The following is a 20,064-nucleotide window of genomic DNA, read 5'->3' on the forward strand; positions in this document are numbered from 1 at the left end:
GAAGTCCTTGGGCATAAATGGTTCATGTCGTTAAGAATTTTATGTGGTCCTCGTTATTTTAATCTTTATTGTCGTCCTCTAAGTCGTCGGGTTTTTTAGGTTTTTTATTAGGTTTAATTTCGCTTAAAGAGTCGGTTATTTTTTTGCTTTGATCTTCAAGGGCTTTTAGTGCGGCCGACATCTGTTCGCTCGGGCGATTTATGGCCTCGAATGCTTTTATTAGTTCGGTGTTGGGTTTGTCCAGATTGCTGATGGCTTTAACTAACTCTGCATTAGGCTCGTTTAATTTCTCCATTGCTTTAGAGAGTTCTTCAATTGGCTGGGTCGCTACCTTTAAAGCTTTTGCAATCTCCGTGGCTGGACTGATGATTGTGTCTAGTGCTTTTATTGCTTCGATGCTTGGTTTGTTGGCAGCTTGTAAGCTTCGAACAAATTCTGCTGTTGGGAGATTGATCCTGTTTAGTGTGTCGGCGACTAGCATGCTTGATGATTTAATGTTTTCAAGTGTTGCTTTAAGTTCTGAAGAAGGTCCAAAACTTGTCCTAATCATTTTGAGTGCGTCAGAAGGGTCCGACAACGATCTCGGTACGTAAATGTCAAACATTGCACGAGATAGTAAGGCGTTTTTTGTGTGCGACTTATTCTTTTCTTTAATGTTGTCTACACTACTTTGAAGGGAATCAATGGTTGAAGCCGGTGCTTGTCCCTCCGTTCTAAGTTTGTCAATTTCTGACTGTAGTTTTTCTATGTCTGAATCTTTGGCCGCTAAAGCTTCGGCACTTTCCGTCATGGCAGAAGTAGTAGTTTCAATAAGGCTGTTAAGTTGAATAACAAACGAGCCCATATCATCTGCAGTACCAGCTAGGCCATTGAATACGCCAAGAAAGTATTTTAGCGTTTCATTATCAGAAAAATCGGGGTATTTTACCTTGTGATCGATTTCACTCCAGCCTTCTTGAAATAAAGTTCTGACTTGAAGTTCAATTAATATCGGATCTTTCTCCGCTTTATAATCATGCGAGTAATGTATGGAACGGTACCCGTCGTCGTGAAGCTGCTCTTTCGCGCCGAGTTCTATTATCTCGGTAAGCTGTGTGTCACCAAGTCGTTTGAATATAGTTACGTCATATACATTCCAGATTTCGCGTATCTGCTGGTCGATTCTAATACAATCATTCTTTAAAAGATGTAAGGCTCGTACGCCAACTAAATCCGATACCACTGACCGGTAGTTTGAAACGCTAATAGTTCTCCACTCAGGTTTTGATTTTGGATCAAGATTTTTTCGAAGTATTTTTTTCAAAAGGCCAAATGTGTCTTTCACCCGCCACCTTACCGAATGCACTCCCTCAAATTCCTGGATTCGATTTGCGATGGCGCTCCCATGCAATACTAATGATTTGCGTGCCGCCTCGTGACTCGTTGCGATAGCAAGGAGTTCATCCCAGTCGAGCGCCGACTGCGCCCATTCATTTTCCGTGTAACCGGCCTCAATAAGAAATTCTTCTAGGTTCATTTTGAAAGACATTGCTCGCTCCACTTTCAGATTGAATGGACTATAGAGCAGTTTTGAAACTTTATCGGGGTCGACTTCCATTATGAGCATTGCTGAATCTTCTCCTGCTGGAGAAAAAACCTTCGAAAAAGCACTTATCCCCCTCCCGCCAACGGGCCTTACGTACACTTTTTGTGCAAGTCGAAAATAGTGCAAACGATCCTCCAGCCCAAGCCAGCCGCGGGCGGGGAGGCATGCTTTCACATTTCACGGTTTGCAAATCTTGGAAGAAAGATGCAGCCAGCTTGCATAGCGGGTCCATGGATGGCCTTGGGCTGGCAGCCGCTGTAGCGCCCGGTTACGGCTGGGCCAGATAAAGCAAATCTAGATTTGAGCGAGTTTTCGATTTTTTGCTTGTTCCGGTTCGGGGCGTATGGACGGTTCTCCTGAGCCCGAGCAATCCAGCTGCAATACCCGGGAGCCGAGCGCTGCGGCCCTTCCCTGATGGTGGGAAGGCTTTCAAACAACTGCACTCGAATCGACCAGGTAAGCGGTCCTGATCCGGCATTAAAAAATTAGCTGAGCGGTCAGCGTTGTTTTTTCACGTACTCAACATGCCTATTTTCAGATGAGGGCTGGGAAAAAGGTAATTTTGGTAAGCGACGTATAGAAGCGGCCTGCAGCCCTTATGGCGCTTGGCTTTCCGTCATTACCTCAGAAGGTAATTTTAGGTAAGGCTGAAGGTAAGATTTTCTGAAGTGCCCGATTTTACTGGGTTTGACGCTGATGGAGGATTACCAAGTTGAAAGGTAATTTTCTAACCTATTCCTTACCTGATTATTACCTTTACTGAAACCTGCCAAAGCCGCTGCTTTAAAGGCTTCCAGCGGTTCCCAGTGCCCACATTACCAATATTACCTTTTTCCCATGGCTCAACATAAATCGCAAAAACGCCCGCTGCGAACCGTTTCTGCGCCCTGACGTGTTTTCTCTCTGGGACAGCCATGGGACAGATCTGGGACAGATTCTGGACAGGCGACCGGGCTGCAGCCCTTATAAACCGGGGGGGTAGGTTCGAAAAATCGAAAACGGGTAGTTTCGAATCTCTCCTTCACCGCCAAATTGAATAGCAAAAAACCCGACTTCGAAAGAAGTCGGGTTTTTTGTTTTCTGCGTGTTCGAAAATTGCTCGGGCATCATCTGCTGCGCGTCGATCGGCTCCGCGCGGGGGCCGGAATCCGGTTTTGTTGGCGTTGAACTATTGTACTGACCAGTTAGAATGGCCGCACTCATGGCTCTGCGTCACTCGCTGCATCAAAAAGGGTCGAGATTTATATTTCTGAGGTAGAGAGTAGTGGAACCGCTATTTGCAGTCGTTGCGACCACAGGATATTTGCTCCTCGTCGAGGTGCATTCCAGAAAAGTTATCCCGCTCGAGAACGAACGCACTGAATATTACGGCGTTTCATGGTTTCCGGGCGGCAAGGATTTTGTGCTCAGCCATTCTGGGCTGGATAACGTAAAGCTGAAGGATATCCAGACCTACGCTACCTCTGAAGTGGGATTTCTTTCGCACGGTAGTTTCCATTCCGAAACCTTCCTCTCGGAACCACACCAGTTGCTCTGCGCATCTGACGGTCGCGTGGTGTGTACCAACACCGGACGTAACGCGATCACTGTGGTCGACCTGGAAAAGCCCGGGCATTTTCAGGAAAAGCGGCTGAGCAACGTTCGCTGGGATCGTCTTTCACTGGAAGAAATCACCGGCGATCATCTGAATTCCGTATTCGAAAAAGATGGTCATCTTTATGTCATCGCTCACGGCCACCATAACGGTTCGTTAATGGCAGTACTGACTTATCCGGCGTTGGAGCTGGTCAGTGTCAAGCCCATTGAGCGACGTACGGGCCTGCACAATGTGTGGGTATCGGACGAGGGGCAGAAAATTGCCTGCCACAGCAATATCGGTGCGCTGATCGATCTGGAAAGCAATGAAGTTCTCTGGGAGTCAGGGAGTCCAATCTATACGCGAGGCCTGGCGGTCTCGTCCGATATCATGTTGGTGGGAGAAAGCCAGATGACCGGACGTGATTTGCGCCGCAGTTCCATGAGCGGTTTATGGGTTCTGGAACGGGGCACCTATAAAGCACTGGACTACATTTGCCTTGGTCCTTACGGCGCCGTCAACGAAGTCCGCCTGTTGAACGTAAAAGACTATGCACACCACGGTCATACTTTTCCGTTTGTATCGGAGTTGTTCGAGCGAAGTCTGTTCAACCGTAAGTCTGAAGAGCGTCTGGCTGCTTGCCAGCGTTCGAAAAACATTCAGCAGGAATGGGCGGGCGTCGAACTCGTCTATGGCGTGCCGAAGACACTTGAAGACGGCGGCAAAGAGGCCATCCTCGGTAACCTGTGTCTGATCAAGAAGATTGAAGACGTTTCGCAAGCACAACGTAGCCTGGCGTTCAGTTATTCGTTGGACACGCCATCTACCGATTCCCACGTTGCGGTGGTGACTTATCAGGGCAGTGGCGGTGACACGGATATGAACGCACTGCTGATACAGCCTATCAATGATGTCGAGGCCGGACTGGTACTTTGGACAAATGATGGCGCGCACTGGAATCCCGAGCCCGACGTGCAGATCACGGGACTTCCTCATAGCGGGGACATTCGCGTGGTAGCGAGTGAAGCAGGGCTGGAATTTTATCTGAATGACGAATGGCGTCTAACGGTAGACGCAGCCAGGCTGCCTTTTCTCGAGGGGTCATTGGGTATTCGCTGGATCGGTTCGACTGTCAGCCGGTTTATCGAATAACGGTCGATCATGATGTCTGGCCCGATCCATGGCTTTTGAGCGGCGAGTTGCCGCTGAAGACTAACGTGTTTGAACTCAGACTCTACGCGAGATGAGGATGCGTATGACAAGCGAAAAAAACAGCGTGCCTGAGAATGTCGTTTTGCACCCCACTCAAGTTGCTCCCAGTGATCGAGAGCGTGTCGTGGCGCAGAAGCCTTTTACCATTTGGTTTACCGGATTGAGTGGTTCAGGCAAATCGACGCTGGCGTTCGCTATTGAAAAAATGCTGATTGAAAGTGGCAAGCCTGCCTTCGTGCTGGATGGCGATAACGTTCGCCACGGACTTTGCAGCGACTTGGGTTTCAGTGCTGAGGATCGCTCCGAAAATATTCGCCGTATCGCTGAAGTAGCGCGTTTGATGAATGACGCGGGTATCACCGTGATGGTGGCATGTATCTCTCCGACCAGAGTGAGCCGTGAAAAAGCCCGATCCATCATTGGCGACGAGCGTTTTCTCGAGGTCTATCTGAATACGCCACTCGATGTATGTGAGCGGCTGGATCCGAAGGGGCTTTATCGCAAGGCCCGCGCTGGTCTGATCCCGGAGTTTACGGGGATCAGCGCACCCTACGAGGTGCCTGAATCTCCCGCATTGGTTCTCGATGCAAGCAAAATTTCAGTCTCGGCCTGCGTAGAGGAAATCGTCTCCAAAGCCAACGGTCTTGAGCGATAGGGCTCCAATTGTGTCACTGGGATGGGATCTTCCGCTCGTCGGAGATCATGCTTTGTGTACGGCTAGTCCCGGAATGACCGGCTAGTCTCAAAATCCTCGGAGGTCGATATTTTTTCAGGCAAAACAGTTTTGCCGGTATCGGCCCGGTTCCGCAGGGGAGAGGCTATGACAGGTCCGTATATCGAAGACGATGGCGCTGAGTTTTCATTCAACAACTGTGTGCGCTGCGGTCAGACGGAGTATCAGTCGGGTTTTGGCGAAGATCCGGTGAGCATCGGGAGAATCAAGTCCACAGCCCCTAAAGGGCCAAAAGCGAAATTCCTGCCCAAGGTCTCGGCAAGGGCGAGAAAGTGATTTCATCCCGTACCCCGTCACTGAACGGGGTTTTTTATGTGCGCAGGATTGCCTGCTGGAAATGCCTGCGGGGCGTTGACATTAATGTCGGTTTTTTTTCACAAACTTTTCACGTTGGTCAACGTAGGGTGAAGCCATCCGTTAGAAAGCAAGTCTCCAGCCCGTCTCCCCAGCGGGCTTTTTTTTGGCCGGCATAAAACCTTTTCCTTGATCGCGGTCCAATCGACGCTGTTGCCCGCGTCTGGACTTTCCTGCGCCGAGCGCATTAAATCCCGCTCCTTCTCGTCATCCCGTTTATTTGAGGTTTTCGTCATGCGTTTAACACTGCCTGCTCTGGTTCTTGGCCTTCTGGTTGCTCAAGGTGCGATGGCTGCCGGTGATGGCACCGCTGCGCTGGGCGGCGGCCTGGGTGGCGCGCTGGGCAACGTGGTCGGTCAGAAAATGGGCGGCAGCACCGGCGCCGTCATTGGTGCTGGCGTCGCGGGCGCAGCGGGCAGCGCAGTCGCCGCACGCAAGGGCAGTCGCACCAAAGCGGCGATCGGCGGCGGCGTCGGCGCGGCCGGTGGTTCGGTGATCGGCAACAGCCTGGGCGGCCGCAACGGCGCCACTATCGGCGCGGGCCTAGGCGGTGCAGCCGGCGGTGCCGTCGGCAGCAATCTGGGCAAAGGCCATAAGCGCCACTAATCCCGAACGCTGTCAGAAGAGGCCCGACTCGATATCGGGCTTTTTCATGGCTGAACGTTTCGTCCGAAATCATCTCCAATCTGCATACGCCCCGCTTGGGCGGACTGTCCCGATTCGGGAACTGCGAGGTTCATATGCGATTGTCATTATCTGCACTGTTTTTCGGCTTGGTCGTGGCGCAGGGCGCCATGGCGGCCGGAGATGGCACCGCTGCCGTAGGCGGTGGTCTCGGCGGTGCGCTGGGTAATGTGGTTGGTGGACAACTCGGCGGCAGCACGGGCGCCGCGGTCGGCGCGGGTGTCGGCGGCGCGGCCGGCAGTGCCGTCGGCGCGAACAAACGCAACCGCACCGAAGCCGCAATTGGTGGCGGTCTTGGCGCAGCAGGCGGTTCGGTCGTCGGCAATAGCCTCGGCGGCTCCACCGGTTCCGCTATCGGCGCGGGCCTGGGCGGCGCAGCGGGCGGGGCGGTGGGTAACAATCTGGGTGGCGATGACGATGGACATCATTCCGGGGGTCACAAGCACAAGAACAAACACAAAAATAAACATCGTTGATTGATCAACGAAAACCCGGCCTGGTGCCGGGTTTTTCGTGTCTGGCCGTCAGGAAGAGGAACGATTGGCGATAGGGCGTCTCGAACGTCATACATTCCATGCGATCAAGAGGTTCGCCATGACTCCTGAAACTGAAGGCAAAGAAGAGAAGGGCCCGAATGGGCTGCCGTTTATCAATGATCCAGGCAGTGAAGATCCTGGATCGGTGACGGATGATGCGAGGGTACCGTTGAATGATTCGGATGAGGCGGATATGGAGTATGAGGAGGATGGGGATGAGCAGTGAGAGGGGTTGAGTGTTTGAATGATGGTTTAAGGGCCTGACTCAGCAGGCCCTACAGAAAATCAGTTCCCCAGAACGGGACGTCGCTTCTTCGTGCTCTGATTTTTACAAAGTGATCATTGAGGTGCGGAAAATCGAAGTGGATATCTTGATCCGCAAATTCTTTCAGAGGTTCGAGAAGATCAGTGAGGTTTTTAAGAGTTGATCTGCGGCATAAAGGCCTGAGTCAGCAGGTGCTTAAGTCTCGTCTTAAGAGATTTTCCGGCGGGTCGATTAATACATAGAGGTCATCGGATGGCGACATTTTTTTGATTCTGCCTGAGCCTATATAACACTTGAACTCGCTCTCAAGAAAATTTATGTCAGTGTATTTTTTGTACTCTTCAGGCCTGTCGGCGGCGTACATATAAAGACGCCACACGTCAAAGCCGTCGATCATGTTGTTTGGACCGTAATCGAAATCTACTAACTCTGTGGGAAAATGGATAGCACTGTTGTAGCAGCATTGTTCCTTCTTCGACTTTGCTGAGGAAGCCTTTGATCAAGTCCTCAAGAGACAAAATGTCACCTGCAAAAAAGCTTTTGATTATTGAAAGCTCTAGAAAGGTGATTCTGTCAAGTACACACTTGGCTCTCTCAACCTTAATGATGATGTAGTGAATTTTAACTCTGACGACTTGGATGTGGCGTAAACAGAGTACCTATCCCCAATGAGTTGGATGGATAGGTTTAATGTTTCTTGCGTCGGGATGTTGGATGTTGTCAAACCTTTGACTTCACTGCACGTTATTCCGATCCGGCAAGCATTGTATCCTATGAGATTCCATTTCCTCGGAGGGGTATCTGGGATTTCCCTGATGTCAAATGCCAAGGTCAGCGTTGAAAGGTTATTGTCTATGTTCAGAGCGAATAACTTAATCTCTGAGATAGGTATATGTCTGCTGAATACCATATTAAAAAGTTTGCTGCCCTCTATTTCGTTCCAGTTTTTCACGGTGATCTCCTGAATGGGTAATGATCGCTTGTGTTTTTTACCTTGCCGTTCCGCCTGTCATCTGCAGGTCGCACATTTATGTGAGGGCCTTGATCTCCCCGGTTATTTATGTCCCCGTATTTATGGCCCGCGGAATGATCTTGGAGGATCAATATAAATCCATCCTCTCTGGTGTATTTATATTCTCTAGTTATGATTGGCATTCCACTACTGTCCAGGATGTTATTGCCTTTCCTATCCGTCATGTTGGCATAAGTAAATTGCTTCTGCTTGCCGCTGACCTCATCGATTTGAATGTCGGGCTGCTGCACTTTTGGTATTCCCGAATCAAGTTTTGCCTGCCTAAACGCGCCTCGCCGAGAAACCAGCGGGGGCTCGACTTCATTAGGTTTTGGACAGCCGATTGTTTTTCGGCCTTTTGAAGGGCAATTGGACGTCAACCCCAACGGATCCACCCACCCCGTCGGATTCGGCACGTACTGGTACTGGTTCAACCCGCCCGCGAGCTTCACCGGATCCGGCGTCAGGTACCGCCCCAACCTCGGGTCGTAATACCGATGGCGGTTGTAGTGCAGGCCGCTTTCAACATCGAAGTACTGCCCCTGAAAACGCAGCGGCTGGTCGAGGTAGTCTTCGCCGGCGAGGGTGACGGCGGCGACTTTGCCGTAGGCGTCGTATTGCGCGGACCAGACGATTTCGCCGCTGTAGTCGGTGAGTTCCTGCGGGGTGCCGAGGTGGTCGAGTTGGTAGTAGAACGGGCAGGCTTTTTTCGGGCCTTTGCCGTCGAGCAGCGCCAGTGGGCGAAAGGTGCCGGGTTCGTAGAGGAAGCTGCGGTATTGCGTCGCGCTGCTTTCGGCGACGAGGTGCTCGCCTTGCCAGAAGAACTCGGTGACTGCGCCATCGATGGTTTTGCGGATGCGCCGGCCGAAGGCGTCGTATTGGTAAGTGGCGGTCTGGCCGTCGGGACGGGTCAGGCCGATGAGGCGGTGCTGGCAGTCGTAGCGGTATTCGGTGACGAGGGTCTGGCCGTGGCCTCGGCGTTCGCGGATCAGGTTGCCGAAGGCGTCGTAGTCGTAGTGGCGATCGCCCTGCATCAGCAGGCGATTGCCTTTGATCTGCGCGAGGCCGGGGCGGTCCTGCATCAGCAGGTTGCCGGCCGGGTCGTGGGCGAAGGATTCGGGCAGTTCGTCGCGCGAATGGCGAACCCGAATCAATCGGTCAAGGGCGTCGTAGCCGTAGGTGCGCTGGCCGTGGCGGCTGTCGGCAATGTGCTCGAGATTGCCGTTGGCGCTGTAGGCATAATCGCGGCGGTACAGCGAGGCGCCGCGATGGCCTACGGCGTGGGCAAGTAAGCGGCCCTGATCGTCGTAGGCATATTCGCTGAGCAGCAGGCCTTGCTGACGTTGCTGCTCGCGACCGGACTGGTAGACATGGCGCGTGAGCGGCGTGCCGTTGAGGTCAATGGCCGACAGCGCACCGCCCTTGGCGTAGTGATAATCGAGCTTGCTGTTGTCCGGCAGGCGCAGGCGTTTGAGCTGACCGCAGGCGTCATAGGCGTAACGCAAGGTGCCCCAGCCCTGGTGCTCGGTGATCAAGCGGTCCTGACGGTCGAACTCGAAGGCCAGCGGATGGTTTTGCCCGTCATCGACGGCAACCAAGCGGCCGAGGCGGTCGTAGTCATAACGCACCTTGATCCCGTCGGGCAGGGTTTTGACGAGCAAACGTCCGGCCTTGTCGCGCTGGTAGTGGGTGATCAGCGATAAACCCTGCTCGCCGAACTCGGTCTTCTCCAGCAGGTGGCCATTGAGGTCGTAAACGTACGCGGTACGCCGCCCATCAAAACCGGTCTCCTGTCGGATCAATCCGGTCGGCGTGTAATCCAGGCGGTATTTTTCCCCCGACTCGTTTTCGATCTCGGTCAGCAGCAACCGCGCATGGTCATAGCGGTATTGCACGCGGGTGCCGTCGGGGTTGATGCGCCGCGAGACCAGGTGCAGGTCGTCGTCATATTCGTAGCGGGTGATGCGCCCGAGTTCGTCGCGTTCGGCGGTGATCTGGCCGTAGGCGCCGTAGCTGTAGGCCCGCGTGCTGCCCGTCGGAGAAGTCGTCAGGATCAGTCGGCCGGCCGCGTCCCACTGCTGACGGCTGACGACACCAAATTCGTCCTGGGTGGTAATCCGCCGGCCCAGCGCATCGTAGGAAAAACGCCGCACGCCGCCGTCCGGCAGGGTTTCTTCGATGAGCTGGCCGAGCTCGTTCCACACCCAGCGATGGCGGCTGCTGTCGGGGTAGCGCAGCGACAACAACTGGCCGCGCAGGTTGTAGTAGTAATGGGTGACCTGACCGTCAGGATCGACCGCTTCGGTGACCGCACCTTCGGCGTTGCGCCGATAGATCCACACCGCGTCGCCTCGGCAACGCTTGTAGAGAAAACCGTTGCGGTACTCGTAGGACGTTGGCGCCTCGTCCGGCGGAATCAGCGCGATCAGCCGTCCGACCTCGTCGTAGCGGTATTCGGTGACCGCGCCCAGAGCATCCTGCTCGGCGATCAAGCGGCCCTGCTCGTCATAGGCCTTGAGCTGCTCGCCGCCATCGGCCGCGACCTGACGCACCAGCCGTGCGCGCTCGTCGTGGACGTAGACTTCTTCGGTGCCGTCGACGTAATGCACGGTCACGCTGGCGTCGTCATCGTTCCAGACGTAGCGGGTGTTCATCTGCGAGAACGAGGCCCAGTGGCGCACGCAGCGCGCCGCCTTGCCCTCGCGTTGCCACTCCCAGAAAAAGCTCGCCCCACCGGTCAGCTGGCGCTGGAGGATGACGTGGTGGTCGTCGTAGTCGTAGCGCTCGCTGTCGCCCACCGCGTTGGTCGCGGTCAGCAGCCGTTGCCGGGCATCGAAGCGGTAGGTGGCGAGGTTCTGCTCGGTGCTCCACTCACCCTGCACGAACACCTGATAATCGACCGCCACCAGTTGCGCCCGGTCATAACGCAACAGCAATGAGCGCCCGGCGCCGTTGTCCAGACGCTGAATGCGGTCGGAGCGATCGCGTTGCAGCGTCAGACGATTGCCGTAGACGTCGCTGATCGCGGTCAGCCGGCCGGCGCGAAAGTGATAGAACCGTGCGCTGTCGCCGGCCATGGCGAGGAGCAGTTCTTCCGGTTCATCACCGAGAAAGATCGCCGCCCGCGACAGGCTGTTATGAATTGTTGGCCGTGCGACATTGGGCAGGGGAAAGCGGGTGCGGCGGTTCTCGTGGTCGATCCAGATCACGCCATCGCCGTCGAAGGCCAGCCGATGGGCCAGGGTATGGCTCCAGCCGAAACCCAGGCCGATGTCGATCTCGACGGCGCTGCTGCGGTACAAGCGGGTGAACTCGAAGGGCAGTACGCCATCGAGCACCGCGTCGGTCAGGGTCAGCAGTTCTTCGCCGGTGACCATCGACACCGGACAGCCGTTGGTGCAGGTGTTGGGAACACAGTCGGCGGCATCACCGTTGGGGTTTTTCGCCTGGTCGGGGGCGTCGTCGTGAGGCTCGTGGCGCTCAAGACGCGCCATGTTTCGGGATTTTTCCCGCGCGAGTGGCGCCGGGTTCGGCACGCTCAACATCACCGCGTCGGCTTGGCGAATGTTCAGCGGAATCGACGGGGTCGGCTTCAGCTGAACGTCCCGGGCATGAAACATCAGCGGCTTCAGCGTGCTCGCGTGCTGCTTGAGTTCCGGCGTCGAGGTCAGTTCAGCCAGGCGTAAAGCAGAAGCTGCGAGCCATTCCCGCGCCCGTGGCGACTTGATCCTGGCCAATACCTTGCTGCTCAGACTCAGCGATACGCCGGCACCGCCCGCCACGCGCATCAACAGGAAACTGATCAGCAACTCTGTGCGGACTTCGGCAACCACTTCGGCGAGGTATTGCGGCGGCAGCATCTTCAGCCAACTGGTGAACGCGGCCAGATGAATGAACAGCAACGGCTCGTCGCTGAGCATCAACAAGGCGTTGGCAATCGCCTCGCTGGAAGCCGCCAGCAGCGCCTCAAGCTCGACTTCGCTCAGGTATTCCAGGAGTTTTTCGCTGTGCGCCTGCAGATCGGCGAGGAGGGCAAACAGCTGTTGGATGTCATCCCAGACCCCGTTCAGGGCTTTTTCCAGACCGCGCCAGTCGGCCCGTTGCAATTGCCCGTAACGATCAAGAAAACCGGCGCTGGAAAACTCCATCCATGGCGGCTGGAAGCCTGTCCATTCGCCGCGCAGCCAGTTTTCCAGACCGGCGATGACACCTTCATAAGAGGCATACAGCGCGCGGACATGGGCGGTGGAAACATCGGGGAAGAAGGTGATGCGGTAGCGCTGGCCGCGCGTGCAATCGGTCACCTCGAGAATCCCGCTCGGGCCGATCGTATGGCGCAGTGGTTCGCCGAAGGTCTGCACGCCGTCGACTTCGCTGAGCAGCGGTTCGAGGGTTACCGGGGTGTCGCCGATCGGCACAAAGCGCGCCGCTTCAAACATGTGTACCAAGGTCAACGGCCCGTTGGCCGGACACATGACCACCGATGAACTGATGGGTGCGCGCGAGGTAATCGGCGCCCTCAGTTGCACGTCATTGCCAACCTTGAACACCTGCTCGATGTCCAGCGCCGTCCCGCTCCAGAACTGCTCGGCCCAGGTCTCGTAGGTGTTCCGGCACAGGCGGAACTCATCGATCAGCGCTTCGAAATCTGGCTGCTGGGGATTCAGGGCGGCCACCACCAGCAGTCCGATGCTGTTGTTCAGGGCCAGGAGCCGATCGGGTTGAAACATTCGCAGTCGCTCGCGCATAGGAAGAAACGGGAGCGCGGACTTTGCGGGGGATCAAAAATGAAAGAAGTCGGGGAAGTAGGCAGTGTCTGTAGGAGGTTTCGCTAAATGCGAAGAGCGCGTCGACGGGATTGCCCGTTGCTCAATGTCCATCGGCCTCGCTATGCTGCTGAACCCATTAATCAGATCCGCGTTGCGGCACGTTGCCTGTCGCCCGGGATGTCTTTGTTAACGGATCCGATGATGAATGCACCGCTGAAGACGTTCGGCCCGATCAAGGCCGTGATATTCGATATGGACGGTTTGCTGCTCGACACCGAGGGCATTTACACCGAGGTCACCTCGATGATTGTCGGGCGCTACGGGAAAACCTTTGACTGGAGCATCAAGCAGAACATCATTGGTCGCGGTGCCAATGACCTGGCCAATTACGTTGTGCAGGCGCTGGAGCTACCGATTACCCCGGAAGAATTCCTGCAGATCCGCGAGCCGCTGATGCGCGAGCGTTTCCCCAAGGCGCAGGCGATGCCGGGGGCCGAAGCGCTGGTGCGTCATCTCAAGGCGCATAACATCCCGATCGCGGTCGGCACCAGTTCGTCACGGCAGTCGTTCGGGCAGAAAACCACTTTGCACCGCGACTGGTTCGCGCTGTTCGATTTCATCGTCACGGCGGACGATCCGGAAGTCGGCGCGGCCAAACCGGCGCCGGACATCTTCCTCACCGCCGCCCGGCGACTGGGCGTTGCCCCCAGGGATTGTCTGGTGTTCGAGGATTCACCGTTTGGCGTCACTGCGGCGAAAGCGGCAGGCATGACCGCAATCGCCATCCCCGACGCCGCGATGGCCGATGAGAAATATGCTCACGCTGACGGCATTCTTCGCTCGCTGAAAGACTTCAGATCAAGCGCTTTTGGCCTGCCGACGCTGGAACTGGCCTGATCGCCCAGATAAAAACGCCGCCCTTCCTATAAAGAAGGGCGGCGTTTTTTCTTGCGGGTCTGTCAGGCGCCGAAACCGCCGTCGATGGTCAGGCTGGCACCGGTGATGTAGCCGGCTTCCGGCCCGGCGAGGTAGGCGACGAAGCTGGCGATTTCATCGGCAGTGCCGTAACGACCCACGGCCATCAGCGGGATCAGGCTCTCGGCGAAGTCGCCGTGGGCCGGGTTCATGTCGGTGTCGACTGGGCCAGGTTGCACGTTATTGATGGTGATGCCCCGTGGACCGAGGTCGCGGGCCAGACCTTTGGTCAGGCCGACCAGTGCCGATTTGCTCATCGCGTAGACGCCGCCACCGCCGAAGGGCATGCGGTCGGCGTTGGTGCTGCCGATGTTGATGATCCGCGAGCCTTCGCCCATGTGCTTCGCCGCTTCCTGCGAAGCGATGAACACGCTGCGCACGTTGATGGCCAGGGTCTGATCGAAGTCTTCCAGTTTGAAATCTTCCAGCGGCGCGATGGCCAGCACGCCGGCGTTGTTGACGAGAATGTCCAGACGCCCAAACGCTTCGACCGTGGCGCTGACTGCCTGGCGGATCGCGCCGGCATCGGCGCTGTCGGCCTTGATCGCCAAGGCCTTGCCGCCGTTGCCAGTGATGCTGTTCTGCAGTTCTTCGGCTTTTGCGGCGGAGCTGACATAAGTGAAAGCGACGGCGGCGCCTTCAGCGGCCAGACGTTTGACGATGGCCGCGCCGATGCCGCGCGAACCGCCTTGAATCAGAGCGACTTTGCCGCTGAGGTGTTGAGTGGTCATGTTCGATCTCCAAGTGTTCAAGGCGGAATGCCTTGGTGTTGGTGCCGAGTATCGGCGTGGCATCGACAACCGGGTAGACCATGATTGCTATAGTCTGTGTAAACCAGAAGTTTATAGTGGTGATCATGGAAACGTTCAGCAGTATCGAATGCTTTGTGCGCAGCGCCGAGGTCGGCAGCTTTGCCGAAGCCGCGCGGCGCTTGAGCCTCACCCCGGCGGCGGTAGGCAAAAGTGTGGCGAAACTGGAAGCGCGGCTTGGCGTGCGGCTGTTCCAGCGTAGTACACGCAGCCTGACGTTGACCGAAGCGGGGCAGCTGTTTTTGAGTGAGGTCAGCGCCAGCCTGACCACCATCCAGAATGCCGTGGCCAATCTGGCCAGCGCTGGAGGGCAGCCGGCCGGGACGCTGAAAGTGAGCATGGGCACGGTGTTCGGTCGTCTGTATATCGTGCCGCTGCTCGGCGAATTCTTGCGGCGTTATCCGGCGATCAACCCGGACTGGCATTTCGATAACCGTCAGGTTGACCTGATCGGGCAGGGCTTCGACGCGGCGATTGGCGGCGGCTTCGAACTGCCACAAGGCGTGGTTGCGCGCAGACTGACGCCGGCGCATCGGGTGCTGGTGGCGTCGCAAGGTTATCTGCAGAACCATGCGCGGATCGGCCATCCCGATGACCTCAACCTGCACGACGGCATCCTGATTCGCTCACCGCAGACCGGGCGTGTGCGCTCCTGGCAACTCACCCACCGCGATCAGCAACACAGCCCGCTGACGTTGCGGGCGCGGATGACCATGAGCGATTCCGAGGCGGCGTGCGCGACGGCGATGCAAGGTTTGGGCATTGCGCTGGTCAGCATGCCGTTTGCGGCCCTGTATCTTCAGGCAGGGACATTGCAGCGGGTGCTGCCGGACTGGTTTGTCGATGACGGCAACATTTCGATCTATTACGCCGAGCACAAATTGTTGCCGGGCAAGACCCGGGCGTTTGTTGATTTTGTGATTGAGCAGTTTGTTGAGCAGGGACTGGCGCGGCGGTTTAGTGCTGTCTGAGCCAGGCGTCAAACCGAGTTGCGGCTATCGCGAGCAGGCTCACTCCTACAATTGGAATGCGTTCCTCTGTAGGAGTGAGCCTGCTCGCGATGAACGATAACGCGGTCTATCGAGCAAACCGCTGCGCCCAGCCAATAATGTTTTTCGGCCGTGGCGTCGCATAAGTGCGCACCTTCGACGTGGACAACTTCAAGCGCACCAGCGATTCGGCGATCGTCACCGCCGCCGTAACCCCATCCACCACCGGCACGCCGGTGCGTCGGCGAATCTGCTCGTCCAGTCCGGCCATGCCGCCGCAGCCCAGGCAAATCACCTCGGCCTTATCCTGTGTAACCGCCAATTCCGCCTGCTGCACGATCGCTTCCAGTGCGCACTGCGGTTCATGTTCCAGCTCGAGAACCGCCAGACCACTGGCGCGCACCGAGGCGCAGCGATCCCACAGGCCGGACAATTTCAGCCTGTCCTCGATCAACGGCACGGTGCGATCCAGCGTGGTCACCACTGAATAGGCATGGCCGAGAAACATCGCTGTACTGGCCGCCGCATCGGTGATGTCCACCACCGGGACGTTGAGCAATTCCTGCAAGCCTTCGCGGCCATGCTCGCCGTAGCCGGCCTGGATCACGGCATCGAACGGTTGATCGTAGGCCATCACCCGGTCCATCACGGCGATGGCGGCCAGGTAGCTTTCGAAATTGCCTTCGATCGATTCGGCGCCGAAGTACGGCGTGAGGCCGACGATTTCGGTACCGGGGGAGGCGACGGCCTGCGCCGAGCGGGCGATGGCGTCGGTGATGGATTCGGTGGTGTTGACGTTGACCACGAGAATACGCATGGAAAATCCTTATTGCGGGCAGTGGTGCGGCCCGAAAACCGGGCCGCGAAGGGATCAGTGGCTGACGTTATCCACAGCGATGCATTCGCCGCTGACGTCGGCGTAATGCGTCTGGCGTTTGGCGATGATCAGGTAAAGCATGCCGGCGATTGCGGCACCGATCAGCCAGGAGAACGGCGAAACGCTGTGGAAACCGGGCACCAGCGCCAGGACGATGGCGATCAGCGCTGCAGGAATAAACGCCGCCACCGCGCGGAAATTGATGCCGCGGCTGTAGTAATAAGCGCCATCGGGGTCTTCGCTGTAGAGCTGCGGCACATTGATCCGGCCTTTGCGGATCAGCCAGTAGTCGACCATGATCACCCCGTACAGCGGGCCGAGCAGGGCGCCGAGGCCCGAGAGGAAGTAAACGATCACCAGCGGGCTGTTGTAGAGATTCCACGGCAGGATCAGCACGGCGATGGTCGCGCTGATCAGCCCGGCGCGGCGGAACGTCAGGTATTTCGGCGCGAGGTTGCTGAGGACGAACGCCGGGGCGACGAAGTTGGCCATGATGTTCACCGCGACGGTGACGATCAGAAAGGCCAGACAGCCGAGCACCAGAAAGAAGGTGTTGGGGATCGAGGCGATGATCTCGGTCGGGCTTTCGATGATTCGCCCGTTGATCTGGAACTGCGCGCCACAGAGCAGCACGGTAATCGCCGCGAAGACCAGAATGTTCACCGGCAAGCCCCAGAAATTTCCCACTTTGATGGTCTTGCGGCACGGCGAAGAACGGGCGAAGTCACAGAAGTTGAGGATCAGCGTGCCGTAGATCGCCAGCCACAACGCGCCGCCGGCAAAAATGTTGCGCCACATCTCGGCACCGGTCAGCGGCTCGCGGATCGACCAGGCGATGGTTGCATTGGCCTGGAAGTACATCCATGCGGCGAGCGCGGCGACCGTCAGCAGAATCACCGGCCCGGCAAACGCCTCGTAACGGCGCACCATCTCCATGCCGTAGGCGAGGATCGCCAGTTGCACCAGCCAGATCGCCACGAAGCACGCCCAGCCCAGGCTCGACAGGCCGAGAATCGAGTTGTGATCGTATTCGGCGAAGCCCGGATGCACGGCGGTCAGCAGGACGCGGAAGACCACTGAGGCGAGGTACGTCTGAATGCCGAACCAGGCGATGGCGATAACCGCCCTGATCAATGCAGGAATTTGCGCACCATGGATGCCGAAACTGATCCGGCTGATCACCGGAAACGGCACCCCGGTTTTCTGCCCCATGTAGCCGGACAGGTTCATGAAGAAGTACACCAACGCCGCGCCGATCCCCAGCGACAGCAGGATTTGCCAGCCGCCCAGGCCCAAGGCGTACAGGCCGATGGCGAACGAGTAGTTGGCAATGTTGTGCACGTCATTCGTCCACAGGGCGAAGATGCTGTACTGGCCCCAGCGCCGGCCCTCGGCTTTGGTCGGCGCCAGATCGCTGTTGTGCAGACGCGGGCTCAGTTGCAGAGGCTCGCTCAGTCCGTCGTGGGGCAACGGTCGGTCGAGCGTGGAGGAGGGCAGATTCAGCGCGATGTTATTCGAAAGACTTGTACGCATTCCGGCAGGCTCCTGACGTTCACCGCCGCGATGACTGTGCATGAGCACTCAGGCTCGACAAATCTTCGGCGCGGCGGTGAAACCATCACTAATTACGGGGCATCTGCAGCCTGTACGGGATAGGGCGCTTCAGGCTTGCGGATCGAAAGTGTGCATGTTCTGCAGTTTTGTATACAAAACATGTATGCGATAAAGCCAGATTTGTGCCAGATGCAGATCTAGCGGTAGCGCGGCTCATTTCGAATAGTTATCGATGGGTCATAAGTCGCTGAAAAAACGACGATATAAATTGATCGACTGGACAGGTATTTTTTTCAGGGGAGGGATTTTGCAGAAAGGCAGGCAGAGGGGATTCTGTTGGGGAATGTAACTTTTCAGGGCGTGAAAACTGAAAGTGCACACATAAATGGCACCGATGGTGACATTTCTGTGTACACATTTTTTCGAGTCGCATCAGATAACGGTAGGAGTGAGCCTGCTCGCGATAGCGGTGTGTCAGCCAATAAATTCTTCGACTGATATACCGCTATCGCGAGCAGGCTCACTCCTACAAGGGGACTTCATTCAGCAGGGGATCAAACCTTGCTCTTGCTGATGATATTCCCCGCATGCAGCCCGCATTCTTTCTGCGTGGCTTCTTCCCACCACCAGCGGCCTTCGCGCTCGTGCTGGTTCGGCAGCACCGGGCGGGTGCAGGGTTCGCAGCCGATGCTGATGAAACCGCGCTCGTGCAAGCTGTTGTAAGGCAGTTCGAGCATGCGGATGTAACCCCAGATCTCTTCGCTGGTCATCTGCGCCAGCGGGTTGAACTTGTACAGGGTGCGTTCCGGTGTCGAGAATGCCGTGTCGATTTCCAGTACCGCCACAGCGCTGCGAGTGCCCGGGCTCTGATCGCGGCGCTGGCCGGTGGCCCAGGCCTTGACGTCGGACAGCTTGCGCCGCAGCGGCTCGATCTTGCGGATGCCGCAGCATTCGCCATGGCCGTCCTTGTAGAAACTGAACAGGCCTTTTTCCTTCACGAACGGTTCGAGTTTCGTGTAGTCCGGCGAGACGATTTCGATGTCGATCTGGTAATGCTCGCGCACCTGCTCAATGAAGCGGTAGGTCTCCGGATGCAGGCGACCGGTGTCGAGGCTGAACACTTTGACGTTCTTGTTCAGCTTCCACGCCATGTCCACCAGCACCACGTCCTCGGCGCCGCTGAAAGATATCCACAAGTCATCGCCGAACTCGGCAAAGGCGAGTTTGAGGATGTCCTGCGCGGATTTGTTGGCATAGGTCGTGGCGAGTTCCACGACGTCGAACGTTGGGCTCATCAGGGCGGCTTCCTACAGGTCAGTGGCGCTCGGGCGCTCTATACGGGGCCGATGGTAACAAAAAGCTGCCGCGCCCGGGGCGTCCTCTGCGTTGCGCGCCTTATGTTCTAAGGCTAGAGTTCGGCCTCGCTCGACCCAATAATCACTACAAACGGGAGTGTCCTGTGGAAATTGCTTGCCTGGATCTTGAAGGGGTACTGGTACCGGAAATCTGGATCGCCTTCGCCGAAAAAACCGGGATCGACTCCCTCAAGGCCACCACCCGGGACATTCCCGATTACGACGTATTGATGAAGCAACGACTGCGCATCCTCGATGAGCACGGCTTGAAGCTCTCGGACATTCAGGAAGTGATCGCCACGCTGAAACCGCTGGACGGCGCGGTGGAGTTCGTCAATTGGTTGCGCGAACGTTTCCAGGTGGTGATTCTCTCGGACACTTTTTATGAGTTCTCGCAGCCGCTGATGCGCCAGCTGGGCTTCCCGACTCTGCTTTGCCATCGCTTGATCACTGACGAAACCGGGCGGGTGACCAGCTATCAGTTGCGTCAGAAAGATCCCAAGCGTCAGTCGGTGCTGGCGTTCAAGAGCCTGTATTACCGGGTGATTGCGGCGGGCGATTCGTACAACGACACGACGATGTTGGGCGAGGCGGATGCAGGGATTCTGTTTCACGCGCCGGACAACGTGATTCGCGAGTTCCCGCAGTTCCCGGCGGTGCATACGTTTGAAGAGCTGAAGCAGGAATTTCTCAAGGCTTCAAACCGCGACCTGAACTTGTAACCAATCCCTGTAGGAGCTGCCGAAGGCTGCGATCTCTGCTTTTAAAGATCAAAAGAT

The 20,064-nt window shown here is 56.7% G+C and carries 18 protein-coding genes; 9 read left to right on the forward strand and 9 right to left on the reverse strand.

All coding sequences use genetic code 11. The annotated features are described in order from the left end of the window. Positions 1-58: 58 nt before the first annotated feature. Positions 59-1,606 (reverse strand): RelA/SpoT domain-containing protein, encoded by a 1,548-nt coding sequence (locus LIS66_RS08730; protein WP_227974012.1) that lies wholly within the window; start codon positions 1,604-1,606, stop codon positions 59-61. Between the two features lie 942 nt (positions 1,607-2,548). Further along, entirely contained in the window at positions 2,549-2,788 is a 240-nt protein-coding gene (locus tag LIS66_RS08735; protein WP_227974013.1) for a hypothetical protein, read from the reverse strand. 61 nt (positions 2,789-2,849) lie between these two features. Between LIS66_RS08735 and LIS66_RS08740 the strand changes: the two genes are divergently transcribed. The 6 genes from LIS66_RS08740 (at position 2,850) to LIS66_RS08765 (ending at position 6,906) form a co-directional block, all read left to right on the forward strand. After that, a complete protein-coding gene (locus LIS66_RS08740) occupies positions 2,850-4,313 on the forward strand; it encodes a hypothetical protein (protein ID WP_155400898.1) in 1,464 nt (487 codons plus the stop codon). A 103-nt stretch (positions 4,314-4,416) separates the two neighbouring features. Beyond that, positions 4,417-5,028, forward strand: coding sequence for an adenylyl-sulfate kinase (cysC, locus tag LIS66_RS08745; RefSeq protein ID WP_227974014.1), 612 nt, complete (start codon positions 4,417-4,419; stop codon positions 5,026-5,028). A gap of 165 nt (positions 5,029-5,193) precedes the next feature. Beyond that, complete coding sequence (locus LIS66_RS08750; protein ID WP_080902490.1) at positions 5,194-5,382, forward strand: hypothetical protein; 189 nt, start codon at positions 5,194-5,196, stop codon at positions 5,380-5,382. Between the two features lie 312 nt (positions 5,383-5,694). Then, positions 5,695-6,066: a bacteriocin gene (locus LIS66_RS08755; protein ID WP_123418714.1), complete on the forward strand. Its 372-nt coding sequence runs from the start codon at positions 5,695-5,697 to the stop codon at positions 6,064-6,066. Between the two features lie 134 nt (positions 6,067-6,200). Beyond that, entirely contained in the window at positions 6,201-6,620 is a 420-nt protein-coding gene (locus LIS66_RS08760) for a YMGG-like glycine zipper-containing protein (protein ID WP_042608469.1), read from the forward strand. A gap of 118 nt (positions 6,621-6,738) precedes the next feature. Then, positions 6,739-6,906 carry a hypothetical protein gene (locus LIS66_RS08765; protein WP_227974015.1) on the forward strand — a complete coding sequence of 56 codons (168 nt, stop codon included), beginning with the start codon at positions 6,739-6,741 and terminating at the stop codon, positions 6,904-6,906. Between the two features lie 223 nt (positions 6,907-7,129). Here the strand turns inward: LIS66_RS08765 and LIS66_RS27910 are convergent, their stop codons facing one another. The 3 genes from LIS66_RS27910 to LIS66_RS27920 form a co-directional block, all read right to left on the reverse strand. Next, positions 7,130-7,342, reverse strand: coding sequence for a DUF6896 domain-containing protein (locus LIS66_RS27910; RefSeq protein ID WP_416220745.1), 213 nt, complete (start codon positions 7,340-7,342; stop codon positions 7,130-7,132). A gap of 159 nt (positions 7,343-7,501) precedes the next feature. After that, positions 7,502-7,855 (reverse strand): Imm50 family immunity protein, encoded by a 354-nt coding sequence (locus LIS66_RS27915; protein ID WP_227974497.1) that lies wholly within the window; start codon positions 7,853-7,855, stop codon positions 7,502-7,504. Between the two features lie 38 nt (positions 7,856-7,893). Next, positions 7,894-12,687, reverse strand: a complete 4,794-nt coding sequence (locus LIS66_RS27920) for an RHS repeat-associated core domain-containing protein (protein ID WP_227974016.1) — start codon at positions 12,685-12,687, stop codon at positions 7,894-7,896. 240 nt (positions 12,688-12,927) lie between these two features. Between LIS66_RS27920 and LIS66_RS08780 the strand changes: the two genes are divergently transcribed. Continuing rightward, positions 12,928-13,623 (forward strand): HAD-IA family hydrolase, encoded by a 696-nt coding sequence (locus tag LIS66_RS08780; RefSeq protein WP_227974017.1) that lies wholly within the window; start codon positions 12,928-12,930, stop codon positions 13,621-13,623. A 62-nt stretch (positions 13,624-13,685) separates the two neighbouring features. Here the strand turns inward: LIS66_RS08780 and LIS66_RS08785 are convergent, their stop codons facing one another. Next, entirely contained in the window at positions 13,686-14,432 is a 747-nt protein-coding gene (locus LIS66_RS08785; RefSeq protein WP_064362882.1) for a 3-oxoacyl-ACP reductase family protein, read from the reverse strand. A 125-nt stretch (positions 14,433-14,557) separates the two neighbouring features. Here LIS66_RS08785 and LIS66_RS08790 point away from each other — a divergent pair, with 125 nt between their 5' ends. Continuing rightward, a complete protein-coding gene (locus LIS66_RS08790; RefSeq protein WP_227974018.1) occupies positions 14,558-15,481 on the forward strand; it encodes a LysR family transcriptional regulator in 924 nt (307 codons plus the stop codon). 106 nt (positions 15,482-15,587) lie between these two features. On the opposite strand, the gene LIS66_RS08795 is transcribed toward LIS66_RS08790, so the two are convergent. From LIS66_RS08795 to LIS66_RS08805, 3 genes are all read right to left on the reverse strand, one after another. Continuing rightward, positions 15,588-16,316, reverse strand: coding sequence for an aspartate/glutamate racemase family protein (locus LIS66_RS08795; protein WP_227974019.1), 729 nt, complete (start codon positions 16,314-16,316; stop codon positions 15,588-15,590). Positions 16,317-16,370: 54 nt separating this feature from the next. Then, positions 16,371-17,909, reverse strand: a complete 1,539-nt coding sequence (locus LIS66_RS08800; RefSeq protein WP_116659127.1) for an NCS1 family nucleobase:cation symporter-1 — start codon at positions 17,907-17,909, stop codon at positions 16,371-16,373. Positions 17,910-18,484: 575 nt separating this feature from the next. Beyond that, the gene (locus tag LIS66_RS08805) at positions 18,485-19,225 is read right to left on the reverse strand and encodes a phosphoadenylyl-sulfate reductase (protein ID WP_073473953.1); all 741 of its coding nucleotides are present in this window, start codon (positions 19,223-19,225) and stop codon (positions 18,485-18,487) included. A gap of 164 nt (positions 19,226-19,389) precedes the next feature. Between LIS66_RS08805 and thrH the strand changes: the two genes are divergently transcribed. Further along, on the forward strand, positions 19,390-20,007 hold the full coding sequence (gene thrH / locus LIS66_RS08810) for a bifunctional phosphoserine phosphatase/homoserine phosphotransferase ThrH (protein WP_064362875.1): 618 nt from the start codon (positions 19,390-19,392) through the stop codon (positions 20,005-20,007). The last annotated feature ends 57 nt before the right edge of the window (positions 20,008-20,064 follow it).

The organism is Pseudomonas sp. HN2 (assembly GCF_020736465.1).
In the GTDB taxonomy this organism is placed as follows: Bacteria; Pseudomonadota; Gammaproteobacteria; order Pseudomonadales; family Pseudomonadaceae; genus Aquipseudomonas; species Aquipseudomonas moraviensis_A.